At 69.5% G+C, this 18,396-nt stretch carries 17 protein-coding genes and 1 pseudogene; 9 read left to right on the top strand and 9 right to left on the bottom strand.

Annotated features, from left to right (window positions below):
* Window positions 1-53: 53 nt before the first annotated feature.
* On the top strand, window positions 54-1,274 hold the full coding sequence (locus IE252_RS26800; RefSeq protein WP_373298623.1) for a globin domain-containing protein: 1,221 nt from the start codon (window positions 54-56) through the stop codon (window positions 1,272-1,274).
* Between the two features lie 37 nt (window positions 1,275-1,311).
* Here IE252_RS26800 and IE252_RS26795 read toward each other — a convergent pair whose 3' ends face one another.
* From IE252_RS26795 to IE252_RS26780, 4 genes are all read right to left on the bottom strand, one after another.
* Window positions 1,312-1,794 carry an NUDIX domain-containing protein gene (locus IE252_RS26795; protein WP_190092022.1) on the bottom strand — a complete coding sequence of 161 codons (483 nt, stop codon included), beginning with the start codon at window positions 1,792-1,794 and terminating at the stop codon, window positions 1,312-1,314.
* 39 nt (window positions 1,795-1,833) lie between these two features.
* Entirely contained in the window at window positions 1,834-2,730 is an 897-nt protein-coding gene (locus IE252_RS26790; RefSeq protein ID WP_190092021.1) for a LysR family transcriptional regulator, read from the bottom strand.
* Window positions 2,731-2,917: 187 nt separating this feature from the next.
* Complete coding sequence (locus tag IE252_RS26785) at window positions 2,918-4,063, bottom strand: cystathionine gamma-lyase (protein ID WP_190092020.1); 1,146 nt, start codon at window positions 4,061-4,063, stop codon at window positions 2,918-2,920.
* Window positions 4,064-4,074: 11 nt separating this feature from the next.
* Window positions 4,075-4,455: a phage holin family protein gene (locus tag IE252_RS26780; protein WP_190092019.1), complete on the bottom strand. Its 381-nt coding sequence runs from the start codon at window positions 4,453-4,455 to the stop codon at window positions 4,075-4,077.
* A 50-nt stretch (window positions 4,456-4,505) separates the two neighbouring features.
* On the opposite strand from IE252_RS26780, the gene IE252_RS26775 reads away from it, so the two are divergent.
* The 4 genes from IE252_RS26775 to IE252_RS26760 all read left to right on the top strand — a co-directional run bounded on the left by IE252_RS26775 (window position 4,506) and on the right by IE252_RS26760 (window position 6,684).
* A complete protein-coding gene (locus IE252_RS26775) occupies window positions 4,506-4,823 on the top strand; it encodes a cupin domain-containing protein (protein WP_067162214.1) in 318 nt (105 codons plus the stop codon).
* 152 nt (window positions 4,824-4,975) lie between these two features.
* Window positions 4,976-5,194: a DUF5326 family protein gene (locus IE252_RS26770; protein ID WP_190092018.1), complete on the top strand. Its 219-nt coding sequence runs from the start codon at window positions 4,976-4,978 to the stop codon at window positions 5,192-5,194.
* A gap of 186 nt (window positions 5,195-5,380) precedes the next feature.
* Complete coding sequence (locus IE252_RS26765) at window positions 5,381-6,151, top strand: IclR family transcriptional regulator (RefSeq protein ID WP_190092017.1); 771 nt, start codon at window positions 5,381-5,383, stop codon at window positions 6,149-6,151.
* Between the two features lie 98 nt (window positions 6,152-6,249).
* On the top strand, window positions 6,250-6,684 hold the full coding sequence (locus IE252_RS26760; RefSeq protein WP_190092016.1) for an SsgA family sporulation/cell division regulator: 435 nt from the start codon (window positions 6,250-6,252) through the stop codon (window positions 6,682-6,684).
* Between the two features lie 7 nt (window positions 6,685-6,691).
* Here the strand turns inward: IE252_RS26760 and IE252_RS26755 are convergent, their stop codons facing one another.
* Window positions 6,692-8,026: a YibE/F family protein gene (locus IE252_RS26755; protein WP_190092015.1), complete on the bottom strand. Its 1,335-nt coding sequence runs from the start codon at window positions 8,024-8,026 to the stop codon at window positions 6,692-6,694.
* A 198-nt stretch (window positions 8,027-8,224) separates the two neighbouring features.
* Between IE252_RS26755 and thiC the strand changes: the two genes are divergently transcribed.
* Window positions 8,225-10,003, top strand: a complete 1,779-nt coding sequence (gene thiC / locus IE252_RS26750) for a phosphomethylpyrimidine synthase ThiC (RefSeq protein WP_190092014.1) — start codon at window positions 8,225-8,227, stop codon at window positions 10,001-10,003.
* 136 nt (window positions 10,004-10,139) lie between these two features.
* Here the strand turns inward: thiC and IE252_RS26745 are convergent, their stop codons facing one another.
* The 3 genes and pseudogenes from IE252_RS26745 to IE252_RS26735 form a co-directional block, all read right to left on the bottom strand.
* The gene (locus tag IE252_RS26745; RefSeq protein ID WP_190092013.1) at window positions 10,140-10,985 is read right to left on the bottom strand and encodes a hypothetical protein; all 846 of its coding nucleotides are present in this window, start codon (window positions 10,983-10,985) and stop codon (window positions 10,140-10,142) included.
* A gap of 172 nt (window positions 10,986-11,157) precedes the next feature.
* Window positions 11,158-12,324 (bottom strand): metallophosphoesterase, encoded by a 1,167-nt coding sequence (locus IE252_RS26740; protein ID WP_268248430.1) that lies wholly within the window; start codon window positions 12,322-12,324, stop codon window positions 11,158-11,160.
* A 232-nt stretch (window positions 12,325-12,556) separates the two neighbouring features.
* Window positions 12,557-13,663 (bottom strand): annotated as a pseudogene (locus IE252_RS26735) (LacI family DNA-binding transcriptional regulator); the annotation flags it as partial.
* 405 nt (window positions 13,664-14,068) lie between these two features.
* On the opposite strand from IE252_RS26735, the gene hisC reads away from it, so the two are divergent.
* Window positions 14,069-15,148, top strand: coding sequence for a histidinol-phosphate transaminase (gene hisC / locus IE252_RS26730; protein WP_190092011.1), 1,080 nt, complete (start codon window positions 14,069-14,071; stop codon window positions 15,146-15,148).
* Between the two features lie 46 nt (window positions 15,149-15,194).
* On the opposite strand, the gene IE252_RS26725 is transcribed toward hisC, so the two are convergent.
* Window positions 15,195-15,575, bottom strand: a complete 381-nt coding sequence (locus IE252_RS26725) for a cyclophilin-like fold protein (RefSeq protein ID WP_190092010.1) — start codon at window positions 15,573-15,575, stop codon at window positions 15,195-15,197.
* 268 nt (window positions 15,576-15,843) lie between these two features.
* Here IE252_RS26725 and IE252_RS26720 point away from each other — a divergent pair, with 268 nt between their 5' ends.
* Together IE252_RS26720 and cydB are read left to right on the top strand one after the other, a co-directional pair.
* The gene (locus IE252_RS26720; RefSeq protein ID WP_190092009.1) at window positions 15,844-17,352 is read left to right on the top strand and encodes a cytochrome ubiquinol oxidase subunit I; all 1,509 of its coding nucleotides are present in this window, start codon (window positions 15,844-15,846) and stop codon (window positions 17,350-17,352) included.
* A gap of 18 nt (window positions 17,353-17,370) precedes the next feature.
* Window positions 17,371-18,372, top strand: coding sequence for a cytochrome d ubiquinol oxidase subunit II (gene cydB / locus IE252_RS26715; RefSeq protein WP_190092008.1), 1,002 nt, complete (start codon window positions 17,371-17,373; stop codon window positions 18,370-18,372).
* Window positions 18,373-18,396 lie beyond the last annotated feature (24 nt).

Genomic DNA, 18,396 nt, shown 5'->3' with positions numbered 1-18,396 from the left:
GCCGGTTCGGATACCCGGGATTCCTGCTATTTGTCCCCGCGAGCTCCCCGAAGCTGACATGCTCCATTACGGGAGGGACGGGACTCCCGGACGTCGGTAACTGCGGCCAGAGGTTCGAGGCGAGACAAGGGATGAACGCTCCGACCAACACGTCGACCGACGCTGCGCTGATACGCCGCACACTCGCGGAGATCGCACCGTTAGCGGACAAGGTCACGTCGTACTTCTACGCTCTGCTGTTCATAGGCGATCCGGAGCTGCGGACACTCTTTCCGGCAGCGATGGACGCCCAGCGGGACCGGTTGCTGAAGGCGCTGCTCACGGCCGCCGAGCATCTGGAGAACACCGCCACACTCACTGAATATCTTCGCCAGCTGGGCCGGGGCCACCGTAAGTACGGCACCCGGCCCGAGCACTATCCGGCCGTCGGAGAGGCGCTGATCGGGGCGCTGGTCCGATACGCCGAGAAGACCTGGGACGAGGCGACCCAGGCCGCCTGGGTCCGGGCGTACACGACGATGTCGCAGATCATGATCGACGCGGCCGACGAGGACGAACTGCGCCAGCCGGCCTGGTGGTACGCCGAGGTCGTCTCGCACGATCTGAGGACCCCGGACATCGCGGTGGTCACGCTCCGCCCGGACCAGCCGTACCCCTTTCTGGCCGGGCAGTACACGACGCTGGAGACGCCCTGGTGGCCGCGGATATGGCGGCACTACTCGCTGGCGTCCGCGCCCCGCTCCGACGGGCTGCTGTCGCTGCACGTCAAGGCGGTGCCGGCCGGCTGGGTCTCCGGCGCGCTGGTCCACCGCGCCCGGCCCGGGGACACCCTGCGCCTGGGGCCGCCCGCCGGGTCGATGGTGGTCGACCACACCACCGACGACGGCCTGCTCTGTCTGGGCGGCGGCACCGGCATAGCGCCCATCAAGGCGCTGGTCGAGGACGTCGCCCGGTACGGCGAGCGGCGGCCCGTGGAGGTCTTCTACGGGGCCCGCAGCAACCACGACCTGTACGACATCGACACGCTGCTGCGGATGCAGCAGGCGCACTCCTGGCTGTCGGTGCGGCCGGTGGTCTCGGAGGGCCCGGGCCGGCTCAGCGGGCGGCTCCCGGAGGCGGTGCGCGAGCACGGGCCGTGGACCTCGTACGACGCCTATGTGTCCGGGCCGCCCGGGATGATCCGCAGCGGGGTGACCACCCTGCGGGACATCGGGATCCCCTCCGACCGGATCCGGCACGACTCCGTGGAGGAGCTCGTCGCGGCGAACGACTGAGGCGCGCCGCGAGCGGGACTGCGTGCCCGGTGGGGGATCAGCCCAGGTCGGGCGCGTGCATCGCGCGGACGCCCTCGATGTTGCCGTCGAGGTAGTGCCGCAGCGACAGCGGTACGAGGTGGACGGAGGCGATGCCGACGCGGGTGAACGGGATCCGTACGATCTCGTACTCGCCGCACGGCTCCTCCACCTCGGGGCCGTGCCGCAGGGATTCGTCCATGGAGTCGAGCCGGCAGACGAAGAAGTGCTGCACCTTCACTCCGGTCGCCCCGCCGTCGGCGCCGATGTGCTCGACGGTGTCGACGAAACAGGGCACCACGTCGGTGATCTTCGCGCCGAGCTCCTCGTGCACCTCGCGGTGCAGGGCCTCGACGACGGTGGAGTCCTCCGGCTCGACGCCGCCGCCGGGGGTGAGCCAGTACGGATCCATGCCGGGCTTGGTGCGCTTGATCAGGATCAGGTCGTCGCCGTCCAGCAGGACGGCTCGTGCGGTGCGCTTGACCACGGGTCGTACGGTCATGGGAGAAATGTGGCCCGTGGCGGCGCCCGCGAAACTCGCTCAGCACCAGTCGACCGCGGCGCGCAGCAGCCACTCCTGCGCCCGCGCGATGTGCGGCAGGGCGAGCGTGCCGGTGCGCACCGCCAGGAAGTAGGTCCGCAGCGGCGGCACCGGCGGGTCGAGCAGGGCCACCAGCTCGCCGCGCTCCAGCGCCCCCTCGCACAGATAGCGCGGTAGTACGGCCAGGCCCGCGCCCGCCGTCACCGTCTCCAGGACCGCCCGCAGGTCGGGCGCGATCACCGTGCCCGCGGCGGCCGGCTTGGTGTCGAAGACCGCGGCCCAGTAGCGCGAGACGAGGGGCAGCGACTCGTGCACCTCCACCACCGGAATGTGCTCCAGTACGCCGGGGCCCCCGCGCCGCAGCGCACCCGGCGCGACCCGCGAGGCCCAGCGCACCCCGGCGACCAGGACGTGCTCCTCGTCGCAGAGCGGGGTCGCGCTGAGCAGCCGGCCACGGGGGCGGGCGGTGGCGATGGCCAGGTCGTGGTGGCCCGCGGCCAGGCCCTCCAGGGTCTCCTCGGCGTTGCCGAAGGAGGCCCGCAGCGCGAGCCCCTGCGGAACCAGCGAGGTCAGAGCGGGCAGGGCGCGCAGCGAGGTGAACTCCGGCGGCCCGGCGAGGTGGAGGGTGCGTACGACCGACTCCTCGTACCAGCCGGACTCCGCGATCTCGACCAGCGCGTCCAGGTGCGGCGCGGCCCGCTGGGCCAGTTCGTCGCCGACGGTCGTCGGTGTCACCCCGCGCGCCTGGCGCAGGAACAGCGGGCGCCCCAACTGCCGCTCCAGGGTGCGGATCTGGCTGGTCACGGCGGGCTGTGAGAGGCCGAGCAGGGCGGCGGCCCGGGTGAAGGACCCCGCGCGGTGGACCGTGACGAACGTGCGCAGCAGGGCGAGGTCCATGCTGCCCTCCCGTCCTGAACTGCCTCACAACGTCCCCGGCCGGACACAACTATAAATATGTCGATAGGTCTCTGTCGCTACCGTGATTGGACACTGACACAGAGTCAACTAGCCTTGGTGACGCGGTTCTTCGCGCGTGGAACCGGGGCGGTCCGAGCCATGAGGGGGGAGGCTCGGACCGCCCGTCTCATACCGCGGCCTCGTCCAGCGCCCGCCGTACGTCGGCGACGAGGTCAGCGGTGTCCTCGGCCCCGGCCGAGAAGCGGATGAAGCCCTCCGCGACCTTGTCACCGCCCCAGCGGCCGCGCCGCTCGGCCGTGGAGCGCACCCCGCCGAAGCTCGTGGCGTCGTCCACCAGCCGCAGCGCCGCCAGGAACCGCTCCGCGTACGCGCGGTCGGGCAGGTCGAAGGAGACGACACAGCCGAAGCGGCGCATCTGCGCGGCCGCCTGCCGGTGCGCGGGGTCGGACGGCAGCCCGGGATGGCGCACCCCGCTCACCTCGGGGCGGTCGAGCAGCGCCTCGGCGACGGCCAGCGCGTTCGCCGACTGCCGGTCCGCGCGCAGCTGGAGCGTGGCCAGCGAGCGGTGCGCCAGCCAGGCCTCCATCGGCCCGGGAATCGCCCCGACGACCTTGCGCCACTTGCGTACGCGCGCGGCGAGCTCGGGATCGCGGCAGACCACATAGCCGAGCAGCAGATCGCCGTGGCCGGTGAGGCCCTTGGTGCCGCTGGCCACCGCGAAGTCCGCGCCGAGCTCCAGCGGGCGCTGGCCGAGCGGGGTCGCCAGCGTGTTGTCGACCGCGACCAGCGCGCCCGTGTCGTGGGCGGCCCGCGCCAGCCGCCGGATGTCGCAGACGTCCAGGCCCGGGTTGGAGGGCGTCTCGATCCACAGGAAGGACGCGCCGTCCAGGACGGCCAGCTGGGCGTCGCCCGCGGTCGGCGCGGTGCGCACCTCGACCCCGTACGCGGCGAGCTGCTCGCGCACCAGGGGCAGCGCCTGGTAGCCGTCGTCCGGCAGGACCACGGCGTCGCCCACGCGCGCGTGGGCGAGCAGGACCGCCGAGATCGCGGCCATGCCGGAGGCGAACACGACCGCCTCGGCGGGCGCGTCGGGGGACTCCAGCTCGGCGAGGGCGCGCTCCAGATGGGTCCAGGTCGGATTGGTGTCCCGGCCGTAGGTGTAGGGGCCCGCCGCCTCGCCCGGGAGGTGGAAGTGCGCGGCGAACACCGGCCCCGGCAGCGAGGGTTCGTACGCGACCGGGTCCGGGAGCCCGGCCCGCACCGCTCTGGTGCCGTCGCCCGGCGCCCGGGGAGGGTTCACACCGGAGGTCATCCGCGCTCCCCTCAGTCCTTGTCGTCGGGCAGGACGACGTTCAGCGCCCAGGACACGATCGAGATGATCAGGCCGCCGAGGAGCGCGGTCCAGAAGCCCTCGACGTGGAAGTTGAGGTCGAGCTTCCCGGCCAGCCACGAGGTGAGCAGCAGCATCAGGGCGTTGATCACAAAGGTGATCAGGCCGAGCGTGAGGATGAACAGCGGGAACGAGAGGAACTTCACGACCGGCTTGACGATGAAGTTCACGACCCCGAACAGCAGGGCGACCAGAATCAGTGTCAGGGCCTTCTTGCCGGTGCTGTCGCCGGTGAGCGTGATGTTGTCGACCAGCCAGATGGCCACGGCCAGGGCCGCCGCGTTGGCGAGCGTCTTGACTACGAAATTCTTCATGTGTCTGATCGTGGCAGACATGATCGGTACCAGTGCAGGGGCGGACGGCGATGAAGCAATTCCGGCTTGACGAACTCGAGGCGGAGCGCGCCGCCAACGACGGCGCGTACCTGCAGTTTCTGCGGGAAAGGAACATGTCGGCCGGGCTCTACGCGCTGGACGCGGGCGACCAGGACCCGCAGAAGCCGCACGCCCAGGACGAGATCTACTTCGTGGTGAGCGGCCGGGCGTCGATCACGGTCGGCCTGGAGACCACCGAGGTGGCGCGGGGCAGCGTCGTCTACGTGCCCGCCGGCGTCGCCCACCGGTTCCACCACATCGCCGAGGACCTGCGGGTTCTGGTCGTGTTCTCTCCCCCTGAGAGCTGAGGGCGACCCCCGGGGATCCCTAGGGGTTCGGTCAGGGGAGATCAAGGGCTGCGAGGCCCCCGTTCGGTGCCCCCTCGCCCCTAGCATCGAGGGTGTCGGAGGCAGCAGCCCGAGACTCCAGGAGAAACACGAGTACGAAAGAGGTAAGGACGATGGCCGCACGGGAGATATTCGCGGGGATGCCCTGGTGGGTGAAGTGGGTCGCCGTGCCCGTCATCGCCCTGGTCGTATTCGGCGGTCTCATCGCCAGCGTGGTGGGCTTCCTGTTCGGTCTGCTCTTCAAGGTGCTGATCTTCGTGGCCCTGGTCGGCGGACTCATCTACGTCGTACGGCGGTTCATGTCCTCTTCGTCCTCGCGCAGCGACTGGTAGAGGGCGGCGCGCATTTCGTGCGGGCGGTCGGCAAAGGCGCGGCGCTCGTACAGAAACGACCCGGGATTAGCCCGGCTGAGGGACGGAAACGTCGAACCCCTCATGGCGCCGGAGGCGGCCGTTATGGTGAAAACCTCTGCTGCCTCGGGCGGGCCCCCTGCCCGTCAGCACGCCTGGGGGTGACCTGTGGCCACGGCTGCGAACGCCGGTGTCCCTACCCTGATCGGTTCGGTCCAGCGGGCGTTGCGCCTGCTGGAGGCGGTGGGCGCCCATGTGGACGGCGCGCCCGCCAAACAGCTGGCCCGGGAGGCCGGGCTGCCGCTCCCCACCGCGTACCACCTGCTGCGCACCCTCACCCACGAGGGCTATCTGCGCCGGGAGAACGGGGTGTTCGTCTTCGGCGAGGCGGCCGAGCGGCTGGCGGACGGCGGAGCGCTGCGCAATCGGCGCACCAGGATCAGCCGGTCTCTCGCGGAGTGGCGCGACGCCATCGGGGTCCCCGTCTACTTCGCGGTCTACCGCGAGGGTGAGATCGAGATCGCCGGAGTGGCCGACACGCCGTCGGCCCCGGCCGTCGAGGAGTGGGCCGACTTCCGGGAGACCGGGCACGCCCACGCCATCGGGCAGTGCCTGCTGAGCCAGCTCGACGAGAAGGCCCGCGAGGACCACCTGGACCGGCACCCCGTCCGGGCGATCACTCCCTATTCCGTACGCGACCGGCGCGCTCTTCTGGACCGCCTCGCGGCTACGGAGCGTATGCAACCGGTCGTCGAAAGACAGGAGTACGCACTGGGCACCGTCTGCGCGGCCATCCCGATCACAGCGGGCTCCGGAGCCGCCACGATGGCCATCTCTCTCCCGCTTGACCAGCAAGAACGCCTGATTCCGGCGATCGAGCAGCTCCGCGGCGAAGTGGGCAGACTGCTCAGCTCCCTCGCGTTCTCTATCAGTATCTGAAAACTCACTCCTTGTGATCTGCTACCGCTTCCAGCACGATGGCGTCACGAAGGCCAGAGGGATCATTCCTGGCCATTCCAGCTACAGCGGGGTACGTGATGCGTGAGGTCCTGGCAGAGGTCATGATGAGCTTCCTCGTCTCCGAGGAGCTCTCCTTCAGGATCCCGGTGGAGCTCACCTACCGCGCCGACGATCCGTACGCGGTCCGCATGACCTTCCACCTGCCCGGCGACGAACCCGTGACCTGGACCTTCGGGCGGGAACTGCTGCTCGACGGCATCAACACCCCCACCGGCGACGGAGACGTGCACATCGCGCCCTCCCGCCCCGAGGAGCTCTCCGACGTCCACATCCGCCTCCAGGTGGGCGGTGAGCGGGCGCTCTTCCGCGCCGGGGCCGGCCCGCTGGTGGCCTTCCTCGACCGCACCGACAAGCTCGTACCGCTGGGGCAGGAGCGCGCGCTCGGCGACTTCGACGGACACCTCGACGAGGCGCTGGGGCGGATCCTGGCCGAGGAGCAGAACGCGGGCTGAGCGCCGCCTACTTCTTGCGGCGCCGACCCCGCCCGCCCCGCACCGGCCCACGGGCCCCGGCGGCGGGGCGGTCGGCCGAGACCACCAGCGCCGCCAGCGCCGTGGTCACCGGGACCGAGGCCACCAGGCCGATCGAGCCCACCAGCGTCCGAACGATCTCCTCGGCGACCAGCTCGCTGTTGGCCACCGTTCCCACGCTGCTCTGCGCGATCGAGAACAGCAGCAACAGCGGCAGCGCCGCACCCGCGTACGCCAGGACCAGGGTGTTGACCACCGACGCGATGTGGTCGCGGCCGATCCGGATGCCCGCCCGGTACAGCCCGCGCGGGCCCATCGTCGGATTGGCCTCGTGGAGCTCCCAGACCGCCGACGTCTGGGTGACCGTCACATCGTCGAGCACACCCAGCGAGCCGATGATCACTCCGGCCAGCAGCAGACCGGACATGTCGATGTCCGGGTAGAGCCCGTGGATCAGGCCGGTGTTGTCGTCGGTGTTGCCGGTCAGCGAGGCCCAGCCGATGAACAGCGACCCGAGCAGCCCGATCAGGACGAGCGAGACCAGCGTGCCGAGCACGGCGACCGAGGTGCGCGCCGACAAGCCGTGGCACATGTACAGCGCGATCAGCATGATCGCGCTCGACCCGACCACCGCGACGAGCAGCGGATTGGAGCCCTGGAGGATCGCCGGGAGGATGAACAGCGTCAGTACGGCGAACGAGACGACCAGCGCCACCAGCGCCATCACCCCGCGCAGCCGGCCCACGACCACCACCGCGAGCGCGAAGATGCCCGCGAGCAGCGCCATCGGGACCCGACGGTTCACATCGGTCACCGAATACTGCAGGTCGTGCGGGGCGTCGGGGGCGTACGCGACGATCACGCGCTGCCCCTTGTGGAGTTGGCGCGGGGCGTCCGGCTGCACGATCTCGGTGAAGGTGCGGCCCTTCTCCTTGCCGCTGGTGACCTCGATGGTCGCCTTGGCGCACAGGCCCTGCCTGGAGCGCTTGGCGCCCTGGCCCTCGGGGGGCGAGGTGTCGCTGCTCGGCGGGGTCTGACCGGCGTTGACCGACTTGCAGTCGACCTTCTGGAGGGCGGTGACCTTCGCCTGCTGGGTCTGGCGGTCGAAGCCGACTCCGGTGCGCTGGTGGGACGGGGTCCCGCCGGGCCACAGCACCGCCAGGCCCACGAGGACCGCGAGGGAGAACGGGATCAGCACGGCGGCGATCACCTTGCGGAGATGCTTCGAGACCGGCGTCGCGGGACCGTGGCTGTGGGTGTGTCCATGGCTCTGGCCGTGCGGGTGTCCGTGGGCGTCTTCGGGGGGCTGCTCTGCTGACGTCACCGCCCGATCATCGCAAGAACGGCGGGGCCCCTCTGTTCAGCGCGCTGGAGATGGCGCTAGCGTGGTGACACCTTTGCACACGCGGGAGCTCGGAGCACCGGGCTGAGAGGGCGCTGAAAGCCGTACGAACTGTACGGAAGCGGCTGCGCCGACCGCCGAACCTGTTACCGGGTAATGCCGGCGTAGGGAGTAGGTCTCATGACCATTCAGGACGCACGCACGCCTGCCTCGAACCAGAACGAGGCCGGGAAGTCCATCGGCTGGCACAAGGGATACGTCGAGGGCTCGCGCCCCGACCTCCGGGTGCCGGTCCGCCAGGTGCACCTCACCAACGGCAAGGACGTCACGCTGTACGACACGTCCGGGCCGTACACCGACCCGAACATCGAGACGGACGTCCGCCGAGGCCTCGCGCCGCTCCGGGAGAACTGGATCATCGCGCGCGGGGACACCGAGGAGTACGCGGGCCGCCCCGTCCGCCCCGAGGACGACGGCATCAAGCACACCTCGCCGCGCGGCGGACTGAAGAACCTCGACGCGGTGTTCCCGGGCCGCCCGCGCCAGCCGCGCCGCGGCCGCGGCGGCCAGGCCGTCACCCAGCTCGCGTACGCCCGCCGGGGCGAGATCACCCCGGAGATGGAGTACGTCGCGATCCGCGAGAACGTCTCCCCCGAGGTCGTCCGCGAGGAGATCGCGGCCGGGCGCGCGGTGTTGCCCGCCAACGTCAACCACCCCGAGATCGAGCCGATGATCATCGGCAAGCGGTTCCTGGTGAAGGTCAACGCCAACATCGGCAACTCCGCCGTCACCTCCTCCATCGAGGAGGAGGTCGACAAGATGACGTGGGCCACCCGCTGGGGCGCCGACACGGTCATGGACCTCTCGACCGGCCGCAACATCCACACCACCCGCGAGTGGGTGCTGCGCAACTCCCCCGTCCCGATCGGCACCGTGCCGCTCTACCAGGCGCTGGAGAAGGTCGACGGCCGCGCCGAGGAGCTGACCTGGGACATCTACAAGGACACGGTCATCGAGCAGGCCGAGCAGGGCGTCGACTACATGACGGTCCACGCCGGCGTGCTGCTGCGGTACGTGCCGCTCACCGCCCGCCGCAAGACCGGCATCGTCTCGCGCGGCGGCTCGATCATGGCCGCCTGGTGCCTCGCGCACCACAAGGAGTCGTTCCTGTACGAGAACTTCGAGGAGCTCTGCGAGATCCTCGCGGCGTACGACGTGACGTACTCCCTCGGCGACGGGCTGCGCCCGGGCTCCATCGCGGACGCCAACGACGAGGCGCAGTTCGCCGAGCTGCGCACGCTGGGCGAGCTCAACACGATCGCCAAGCGCCACAACGTCCAGACGATGATCGAGGGCCCGGGCCACGTCCCGATGCACAAGATCAAGGAGAACATCGACCTCCAGCAGGAGATCTGCGAGGAGGCGCCGTTCTACACGCTCGGCCCGCTGACCACCGATGTCGCCCCGGCGTACGACCACATCACCTCCGGCATCGGCGCGGCGATGATCGCCTGGTGGGGCACCGCGATGCTCTGCTACGTCACGCCCAAGGAGCACCTGGGCCTGCCGAACCGCGACGACGTCAAGACGGGTGTCATCACCTACAAGATCGCGGCGCACGCGGCCGACCTCGCCAAGGGGCACCCGGGCGCACAGGAGTGGGACGACGCGCTCTCGGACGCCCGCTTCGAGTTCCGCTGGGAGGACCAGTTCAATCTGGCCCTCGACCCGGACACCGCCCGGGAGTTCCACGACGAGACGCTGCCCGCCGAGCCGGCGAAGACCGCTCACTTCTGCTCGATGTGCGGGCCGAAGTTCTGCTCGATGAAGATCTCGCAGGACATCCGCCGCGAGCACGGCGGCGACTTGGCGGCGGGGGACATCGAGGCCGGAATGGCGGAGAAGTCCGCGGAGTTCGCCGCGGCGGGCAACCGCGTCTATCTGCCGATCGCGGAGTGACGTACGCGTACCGATGTTTCACGTGAAACGGCGATCCCTGTTTCACGTGAAACATGCGCGGCCGTGGTTTCACGTGAAACGAAGGTGACCCGGGGATCCGGGCGGTTTCACGTGAAACGGGGCACCCCGAAGCCGGTCACTCCGGCTGGTGTTCGGGGCCCCCGAAGTCGGGACTGGTGAAGTCCGGGCTGGTGAAGCTGGGCCGGGTCCCGGTGGACGAGTCACCCGGGCTGTCGAAGTCGGGCCGGTCGTAGCCCAGGCTCGGTATCCGGCCCGTCGAGCGGCGCCGGGGCACACCCGGACCGGAGCCCGGGTCGGCCAGCGCCTCGCGCAGGAACGGGTAGATGCCGCGCTCCACCAGGGCGTGGCGCCACGCGTCACGGGCCCGGGAGAGCTCCTGCGCTCTCTCGTCGCCCACCTCGGTCTCCTCCGGTTCGGCGACGACCTGGGTGGCGCCGTTGCGGATCGCGGTGAGCAGGAGGCTGATCGCCGCGGCCAGTATCGCGGCCGCGGTGAGCGCCCCGAAGAACCAGCCTGCGGTCAGTAAAGTGTCGGCGAAGGCGGGCTCGGGGTTGAGCATCTTCAGGATGTAGCCCACCAGCAGGAAGATTGCGGCGGCGGTCCCGGAGAGGACAGGCGCCAGGACGGCGACGACCGCGCCGACGCCCGCGCCCGAGGTGGATTCCGGGCTGTCGACCACCGGAGGCGTCATCACCGAGCCGCGTTCCGATGTGAGCGCGGGGGTGGCGGGCGCACGCAACTCCTCGCGCACCCTGACGTAGTGGTCGTACTCGGCCGCCGCGGCCGCCGAGACGAGAGCACCGGCGTTGAGCACCATGGTGCGCAACTGCTCGGTGTTGAGCCGTACTCCTACGCCGGCCAGCTCGGGCCGGTCGGGCGCGGTGCGCAGTGCGTCGTCGAGGATCCGCTCGAACTCCGGGCGGTCCTCGGTCAGCAGGTGCGGAGCGCTGTTCATGTGCATCCCCCGATGCTCCGTAGGGCCGGAAAGCCCGCCTGATGAACGGGCAATCGGGCGGAAACGGAGGAGAGCCTGCTACGGATAAGCCGATGGTAGAGCGGTTCCGGCACGGGGTGACAGGGTGTTTCCGAAATCACCTTGCTACCGCCCGAGCCGGTGTTTTCCCGATTACGCCTCAGTCATGCAGAGGCAACTGCACGACCAGCAGTTTTCCGGCCATGGTCACTCCACCGTCCATGGCGATGGCGAGACCGTCCGCGTACACATGCGGTCCCTCCACGACCGGACGGGAGTCTTCCTCGCCGTCTTCGGTGCCCACTTCGCCCAGGAGGTAGGGGATCGGGCTGTGTCCGTGGACCACCCGCTGCCCGCCGTACGCCGAGAGCAACTCGCGGGCGGCCTGGGGGCCGGACTCGTCGCGGAAGGCGAAGCGCTTGGTGAACTTCCGGAACAGGTCCCAGCATTCGTCGGCATCGTTGCGGGTGAGCAGCGCGTGCACGGTGTCGTTCACGGCCTCGATGGAGTCGCCGTACTCCAGGTACGCGGTGGTGTCGGAGTGCATCAGCAGATGCCCGTCCTCCTGCTCGATCGCGTCGAGGCGGGACATCCACTGGAGGTGGACGTCCTGGAGGCGGTCCATATCGGCCTTCTGACCGCCGTTGAGCAGCCAGGCGGCCTGGAAGGTGGCGGTGCCCGCACCGGAGTTGACCGGGGTGTCGCCGAAGCGCTTGGCGCCGATCAGGAGCAACTCGTGGTTGCCCATCAAGGCCTTGCAGTAGCCGCCGGCGGCCGCGGCCTCGGCCGAAAGCCGCATCACCAGGTCGATGACGCCGATGCCGTCGGGGCCGCGGTCGGTGAAGTCGCCGAGGAACCAGAGGCGGGCGTTGCCCGCCGCCCAGTTCCCGTCGACGTCGATCAGCCCCTGCTCGCGCAGTGCGGCCAGGAGTTCGTCGAGGTAGCCGTGGACGTCGCCCACGACGAAGAGCGGCCCGAGGCCGTCCGGCAGGGGCGCCGGGGCGGGCTCGCTCGCCAGCCGGACCTGCACGGTGTCCCCCCGGTTGATCACCGGGAGGTCGCGTGCCGTCGGGGTGTAGCCCTCGGGCGGCTCCTCGTCCGCGAAGGCGTTCCCGGGGTGGATGTCCGCGGGGTACGCCTCCATCGGGTGCGGGACCACGGGAGGGTGGGGCTGCGCCGGTGGAGGCATTTCGACGGGTGGGGGCGGCGGGGGGACCTGTGCGGACTGTGCGGGAGCCTGCGCGTACGGAGGCACCCGGAAGTCACGCAACGTCTCCGTCCGCTCGGGTCCCTGACCGGCCCCCTGAGTCATCGACCCCTCCACCACCGTCGCGCCGCCGTACACCGTGGGACCCCCCTGGTCGGGCGGGGATCCGTGGTGTCGTGCGCCCATCATAGGAATGAGGCTCGTGCTGTGTGACGCACCAGGGGTGGTGAATCCGGGTGCGGCCGTGGTTCACCGGTGGTTATGTCCCCATTGTGTTGGTCTAGTCCTTGTCCGCATCGCTGTCGGGGCTCCTGTCCGGCACGTTCGGGTCCTGTCCGATTCCCCTACGGGGTTCCGCGACGGGGGAGCGCGGGGGGCTGACCGTCGTACGCGGCGACCGGCGCTGCGACGACGTACGGATGATGAGTTCGGTCGGTATCACCTGCTCGATCGGGTGACCGTGGTCGATGCCTTCGATGGCGTCGATGAGCAGTTGGACCACGGCCGTGCCGATGCGCCGGGGCTTGAGCGAGAGGGTCGTGATGGGTGGTTCGGTGGTCGCGTACACGGTGGACTCGCTGCAGCAGACGAGCAGCAGGTCCTCGGGCACCCGCAGTCCGTATCGGCGGGCGGCAGCCAGCAGATCGGTGCCGTTGGGGTCGAACAGTCCGTACACGGCGTCGGGCCGGTCCGGGCGGGCGAGCAGCCGGTCGGCCGCGACGGCGCCCGCGCACGGGTCGTGGGCGGGGTAGGACTCGTAGACCGGGTCCTGCCCGACCCGCTCGCACCAGCGCAGGTACGCCTCGGTGGAGAGCCGGGTATAGGTGTCGGTGGTGGTGCCGGTGAGGAGGCCGATCCGGCGGGCGCCGGCGGCGGCGAGATGGTCGAGCAGTTCCAGTACGGCGGCTTCGTGGTCGTTGTCGACCCAGGCGGTGACCGGCAGCGAACCCGCGGGACGGCCGTCGGAGACCACCGGCAGGCCCTGGCGGACCAGTTCGGTGACGACGGGGTCCTGGTCGGAGGGGTCGATCACGACGGTGCCGTCGAGGGCGACGTTCGACCAGACGTCCGCGGGGCTGCGGCGTGAGGTGGCGGGCAGGATGACGAGGGCGTAGCCGCGCGCGAGCGCGGCGGATGTCGCGGCCCTCGCCATCTCGGCGAAGTAGGCGAACTCGGTGAAGGTGAAAGGTTCATCCCCGTACGTCGTCACGGTCAGGCCGATCAAGCCGGACTTTCCGGTACGGAGCGTGCGGGCCGCTGCGGATGGGCGATAGCCCAGCCGGTCTGCGACCTCGCGGACGTGGCGGCGGGTGGCGTCGGGGAGCCGGCCCTTGCCGTTGAGCGCGTCGGAGACGGTCGTGATGGAGACACCGGCGGCGGCGGCCACGTCCCGAATGCCCGCCCGCCCCAGCCGGCGACCGGTCGACCGGCTCACCTGGTGCTTCCCTGCTGCTGTCATGGCGAGCCGATAGTAGGGCGAGGCGAGACAGTTGGCCCGGGTGCATATGCACGCGTTGACAGGCACGTTTCTGCATGATCATAAATGGCTAAGGGCCTTGATTTGCATGGGAGTTGGACGGACTCGCGTTGTGGTGGCGGTTGTCGATCGGTGGGCGGCTGCCGAATGCCCGATGTTTCGAAGAGGTCTCAACTCACCTGCACGAGGGATGCGCGCCACGGCGCGAGCCACCGGCGCACGGCTTTGACGGGGAGCGCTCCCCCTCCCACGCGCTCGCGTTCCCCAGGGCCGGGCGGGTGAGGGAGGGCGCGTCCGGAGGATGCCCCTTCGGCTCTTCGCAGGGGCGCCGAATCCTCATAAGGTGAGCAGTATTCGTACGGATGGAACGGTCGAGGAGGACCTGCGGTGAGCGAGACGAGCCCCAAGCTGCGCGCCGAGCTGGACGGCATCCCCACCTACAAGCCGGGCAAGCCCGCGGCCTCCGGCGGCCCGGTCGCCTTCAAGCTGTCCTCGAACGAGAACCCGTACCCGCCGCTGCCGGGCGTGATGGAGAGCGCCGTCGCCGCCGCCGGGAACTTCAACCGCTACCCCGACATGGCCTGCACCGGTCTGATGAACGAGCTGTCCGACCGCTTCGGGGTGCCGCTCACCCACCTCGCCACCGGCACGGGCTCGGTCGGTGTGGCCCAGTCCCTGCTCCAGTCCACCTCCGGCCCCGGCGACGAGGTCATCTACGCCTGGCGCTCCTTCGAGGCGTACCCGATCATCACCCAGATCAGTGGTGCGACGTCCGTGAAGGTGCCGCTGACCTCCGGCGATGTGCACGACCTGGACGCCATGGCCGAGGCGATCACCGACCGGACCCGGCTGATCTTCGTCTGCAACCCGAACAACCCGACCGGCACCGTGGTCCGCCGGGCGGAGCTGGAACGATTCCTCGACCGGGTGCCCTCGGACGTGCTGGTGGTCCTGGACGAGGCGTACAAGGAGTTCGTCCGCGACGCCGACGTGCCGGACGGCATCGAGATCTACCGCGACCGCCCGAACGTGGCGGTGCTGCGCACCTTCTCCAAGGCGTACGGGCTCGCCGGCCTCCGGATCGGCTTCGCCGTCGCCCACGAGCCGGTGGCGGCGGCGCTGCGCAAGACGGCCGTCCCCTTCGGCGTCAGCCAGCTCGCCCAGGACGCGGCGGTCGCCTCGCTGCGCGCCGAGGACGAACTGCTCGGGCGTGTCGGCTCGTTGGTGAGCGAGCGCGACCGGGTGTACGGGGGTCTGGTCGGCCAGGGCTGGAACCTGCCCGAGTCGCAGGCGAACTTCGTCTGGCTGCGCCTCGGTGAGCGGACGGTGGAGTTCGCGCAGGCCTGTGAGGCGGCGGGCGTGGTGGTCCGGCCGTTCGCGGGCGAGGGCGTGCGGGTCACGATCGGCGAGACCGAGGCCAACGACCTCTTCCTGAAGGTGGCCGAGGGCTTCCGCAAGGCCAACTAGGGCCTTTCGCGCCCGGGGCCGGACCCGCGCCGGTGGCGGGGCGGCCCTAGGCCGGGTCCTGGAGGCGGTCCACCCGGATCCGGTCGCCGGTGCGGACCGTGGCGAGCAGGCGCGGGTCCCCGTCGATCCGGCCGACGACGTTGCACGCGCTCGCCAGGCGGCACTCGCCACCTCGTGAGACTGGCGTCGGACCGAAGGGCAGCGCCAGCGCGTCGCCCTCGGTCCAGAACGCGACCGTGCCCGGCTCCACCACTTCGCGCGCGTCCGACTCCAGCGCGGGGGAGACCGGGGTCTCGAAGTAGACCTCCTCGCCCCAGGTGCGGGCGGTGGAGACGATCGGGAGTGCCCCCGCGAGCGCCGCGCTCGTGGGGGTTTCTTCGAGGGTGGCGGTGAGCTGCCCGGTGGGCCACGAGATCCGTATCTGCATGGGCCGAAATTCAACAAGATGTTGAAGTCGTCGGGAAGAGGCGTCTCAAAAGGCGTCGCCGGGGGCTCGCTCGGCACGGCCCTCGCGCGACCCCGGCATGGACCCGGCGCAGAGGCACCCCCCCCCGCTTGAAGGTCACGGAAGTGTGTGCGACATAATGCTTGTGAATGTGAACGCGTTCACAAGCGTGTCCCGCTTCGTCCCGTAATCAGTGGGATCAGAGGGGCAAACTGCCGCTGTGATCACGGCGATGTAAGGAGATGACGTTGTGAATCTGGCTCTGGCGCCGGAAACACTGGCGCGATGGCAGTTCGGCATCACCACCGTCTACCACTTCCTCTTCGTGCCACTCACGATCTCGCTCGCCGCGCTCACGGCCGGCCTGCAGACCGCGTGGGTGCGAACCGAGAACCAGAAGTACCTCAAGGCGACGAAGTTCTGGGGCAAGCTCTTCCTGATCAACATCGCGATGGGTGTCGTCACCGGCATCGTCCAGGAGTTCCAGTTCGGTATGAACTGGTCCGACTACTCGCGGTTCGTCGGTGACATCTTCGGCGCCCCGCTCGCCTTCGAGGCGCTCATCGCCTTCTTCTTCGAGTCGACCTTCATCGGCCTGTGGATCTTCGGCTGGGACAAGCTGCCGAAGAAGATCCACCTCGCCTGCATCTGGATGGTCTCGATCGGCACCATGCTCTCCGCGTACTTCATCCTGGCCGCCAACTCCTGGATGCAGCACCCGGTCGGCTACAAGTACAACAAGGCCACCGGGCGCGCGGAGCTCACCGACTTCTGGCACGTGCTGACACAGGACACCACCCTGGTGGTCGTCTTCCACACGCTCACCGCGGCCTTCCTCACCGGTGGCGCGTTCATGGTCGGCGTCTCCGCCATCCATCTGCGCCGCAAGAAGCACATCCCGGTGATGCGCACCTCGCTCCGGCTCGGCCTGGTCACGCTCGTCGTGGGCGGACTGCTCACGGCCGTCAGCGGCGACCAGCTCGGCAAGGTCATGTTCAAGCAGCAGCCCATGAAGATGGCGGCGGCCGAGGCGCTGTGGGACGGCGAGAAGTCGGCGCCCTTCTCGATATTCGCCTACGGAGACGTGGCCAAGGGCCACAACAGCGTCGAGATCTCGGTCCCGGGCCTGCTCTCCTTCCTCGCCGACAACAACTTCTCCTCGTACGTCCCCGGCATCAACGACGTGAACAAGCAGGAGCAGCAGAAGTACGGGCCCGGCGACTACCGGCCGAACATCCCGGTCACCTTCTGGGGCTTCCGCTGGATGATCGGTTTCGGGATGACGTCCTTCGCCATCGGAGCCGTCGGACTCTGGCTCACCCGCAAGAAGTTCCTGCTGGCGCCAGGGCTCAGGACCGGTGACGACGAGGTGCCGCATCTGGTCCTCTTCCGGAACAAGACGCTCGGCTCCCGGCTGACCGGCTGGTACTGGTTCATCGCCATCTGGACGCTCGGCTTCCCGCTGATCGCCAACTCCTGGGGCTGGATCTTCACCGAGATGGGCCGCCAGCCCTGGGTCGTGTACGGCGTGCTGCGCACCAAGGCCGCGGTCTCCCCCGGCGTCTCGCAGGGCGAGGTCCTCACCTCGATGATCGTCTTCACCCTGCTCTACGCGGTGCTCGCGGTGATCGAGGTGCGGCTGCTCGCGAAGTACGTCAAGGCCGGACCGCCCGAGCTCACCGAGTCCGACCTCAACCCGCCCACCAAGATCGGCGGGGACGACCGCGACCCCGACCGGCCGATGGCCTTCTCGTACTGAGGCTGAGGAGACAGAGGCATGGAACTCCACGACGTCTGGTTCGTACTCATCGCGGTCCTGTGGACCGGCTACTTCTTCCTGGAGGGCTTCGACTTCGGAGTCGGCATCCTCACGAAGCTGCTGGCCCGCGACCGCAAGGAGAAGCGGGTCCTGATCAACACGATCGGGCCCGTCTGGGACGGCAACGAGGTGTGGCTGCTGACCGCGGGCGGGGCGACCTTCGCCGCCTTCCCCGAGTGGTACGCCACGCTCTTCTCCGGCTTCTACCTGCCGCTGCTGATCATCCTCGTCTGTCTGATCGTGCGCGGTGTGGCCTTCGAGTACCGGGCGAAGCGGCCCGAGGAGAAGTGGCAGCGCAACTGGGAGGAGGCAATCTTCTGGACCTCGCTGATCCCGGCGTTCCTGTGGGGCGTGGCCTTCGGCAACATCGTGCGCGGAGTGAAGATCGACGCGCACAAGGAGTACGTCGGCACCTTCTGGGACCTGCTCAACGGGTACTCGATCCTCGGCGGACTGGTGACGCTGTTCCTGTTCACCTTCCACGGCTCGGTCTTCACCTCCCTGAAGACCGTCGGTGAGATCCGCGAGCGGTCACGGGCGCTGGCCCTGAAGCTGGGCCTCGTCACGGCCGTGCTGGCGCTCTCGTTCCTGATCTGGACGCAGGTCTCGCGTGGTGACACCAAGAGCTTGGTCGCGATGGTGATCGCGGTCGTGGCGCTGGTCGGGGCGATCGGTGCGATCAAGATCGGCCGTGAGGGCTGGTCGTTCGCCCTGTCGGGCATCACGATCGCGGCCGCCGTGGCGATGCTCTTCCTGACGCTCTTCCCGAACGTCATGCCGTCCTCGCTGCACGAGGAGTGGAACCTCACGGTCTCCAACGCCTCTTCGAGCCCGTACACGCTGAAGATCATGACCTGGTGCGCGGGCATCGCGACCCCGGTGGTGCTCCTCTATCAGGGCTGGACGTACTGGGTGTTCCGCAAGCGGATCGGCACTCAGCACATCGCCGACGCGCACTGATTCCGCACGGGGGGTGTGTTTCAC

It is taken from the genome of Streptomyces melanogenes (assembly GCF_014649795.1).
GTDB lineage: Bacteria > Actinomycetota > Actinomycetes > Streptomycetales > Streptomycetaceae > Streptomyces > Streptomyces noboritoensis.
This window is presented reverse-complemented; position numbering and strand designations above follow the sequence as displayed.

Coding starts and splice junctions, on each gene's coding strand:
- IE252_RS26785 (WP_190092020.1), bottom strand. CDS start 4,063: ATGACCTCCGGTGTGAACCCTCCCCGGGCGCCGGGCGACGGCACCAGA.
- IE252_RS26745 (WP_190092013.1), bottom strand. CDS start 10,985: ATGCACATGAACAGCGCTCCGCACCTGCTGACCGAGGACCGCCCGGAG.
- IE252_RS26795 (WP_190092022.1), bottom strand. CDS start 1,794: ATGACCGTACGACCCGTGGTCAAGCGCACCGCACGAGCCGTCCTGCTG.
- IE252_RS26770 (WP_190092018.1), top strand. CDS start 4,976: ATGGCCGCACGGGAGATATTCGCGGGGATGCCCTGGTGGGTGAAGTGG.
- IE252_RS26775 (WP_067162214.1), top strand. CDS start 4,506: ATGAAGCAATTCCGGCTTGACGAACTCGAGGCGGAGCGCGCCGCCAAC.
- cydB (WP_190092008.1), top strand. CDS start 17,371: ATGGAACTCCACGACGTCTGGTTCGTACTCATCGCGGTCCTGTGGACC.
- thiC (WP_190092014.1), top strand. CDS start 8,225: ATGACCATTCAGGACGCACGCACGCCTGCCTCGAACCAGAACGAGGCC.
- IE252_RS26760 (WP_190092016.1), top strand. CDS start 6,250: ATGCGTGAGGTCCTGGCAGAGGTCATGATGAGCTTCCTCGTCTCCGAG.
- IE252_RS26725 (WP_190092010.1), bottom strand. CDS start 15,575: ATGCAGATACGGATCTCGTGGCCCACCGGGCAGCTCACCGCCACCCTC.
- IE252_RS26790 (WP_190092021.1), bottom strand. CDS start 2,730: ATGGACCTCGCCCTGCTGCGCACGTTCGTCACGGTCCACCGCGCGGGG.
- IE252_RS26780 (WP_190092019.1), bottom strand. CDS start 4,455: ATGAAGAATTTCGTAGTCAAGACGCTCGCCAACGCGGCGGCCCTGGCC.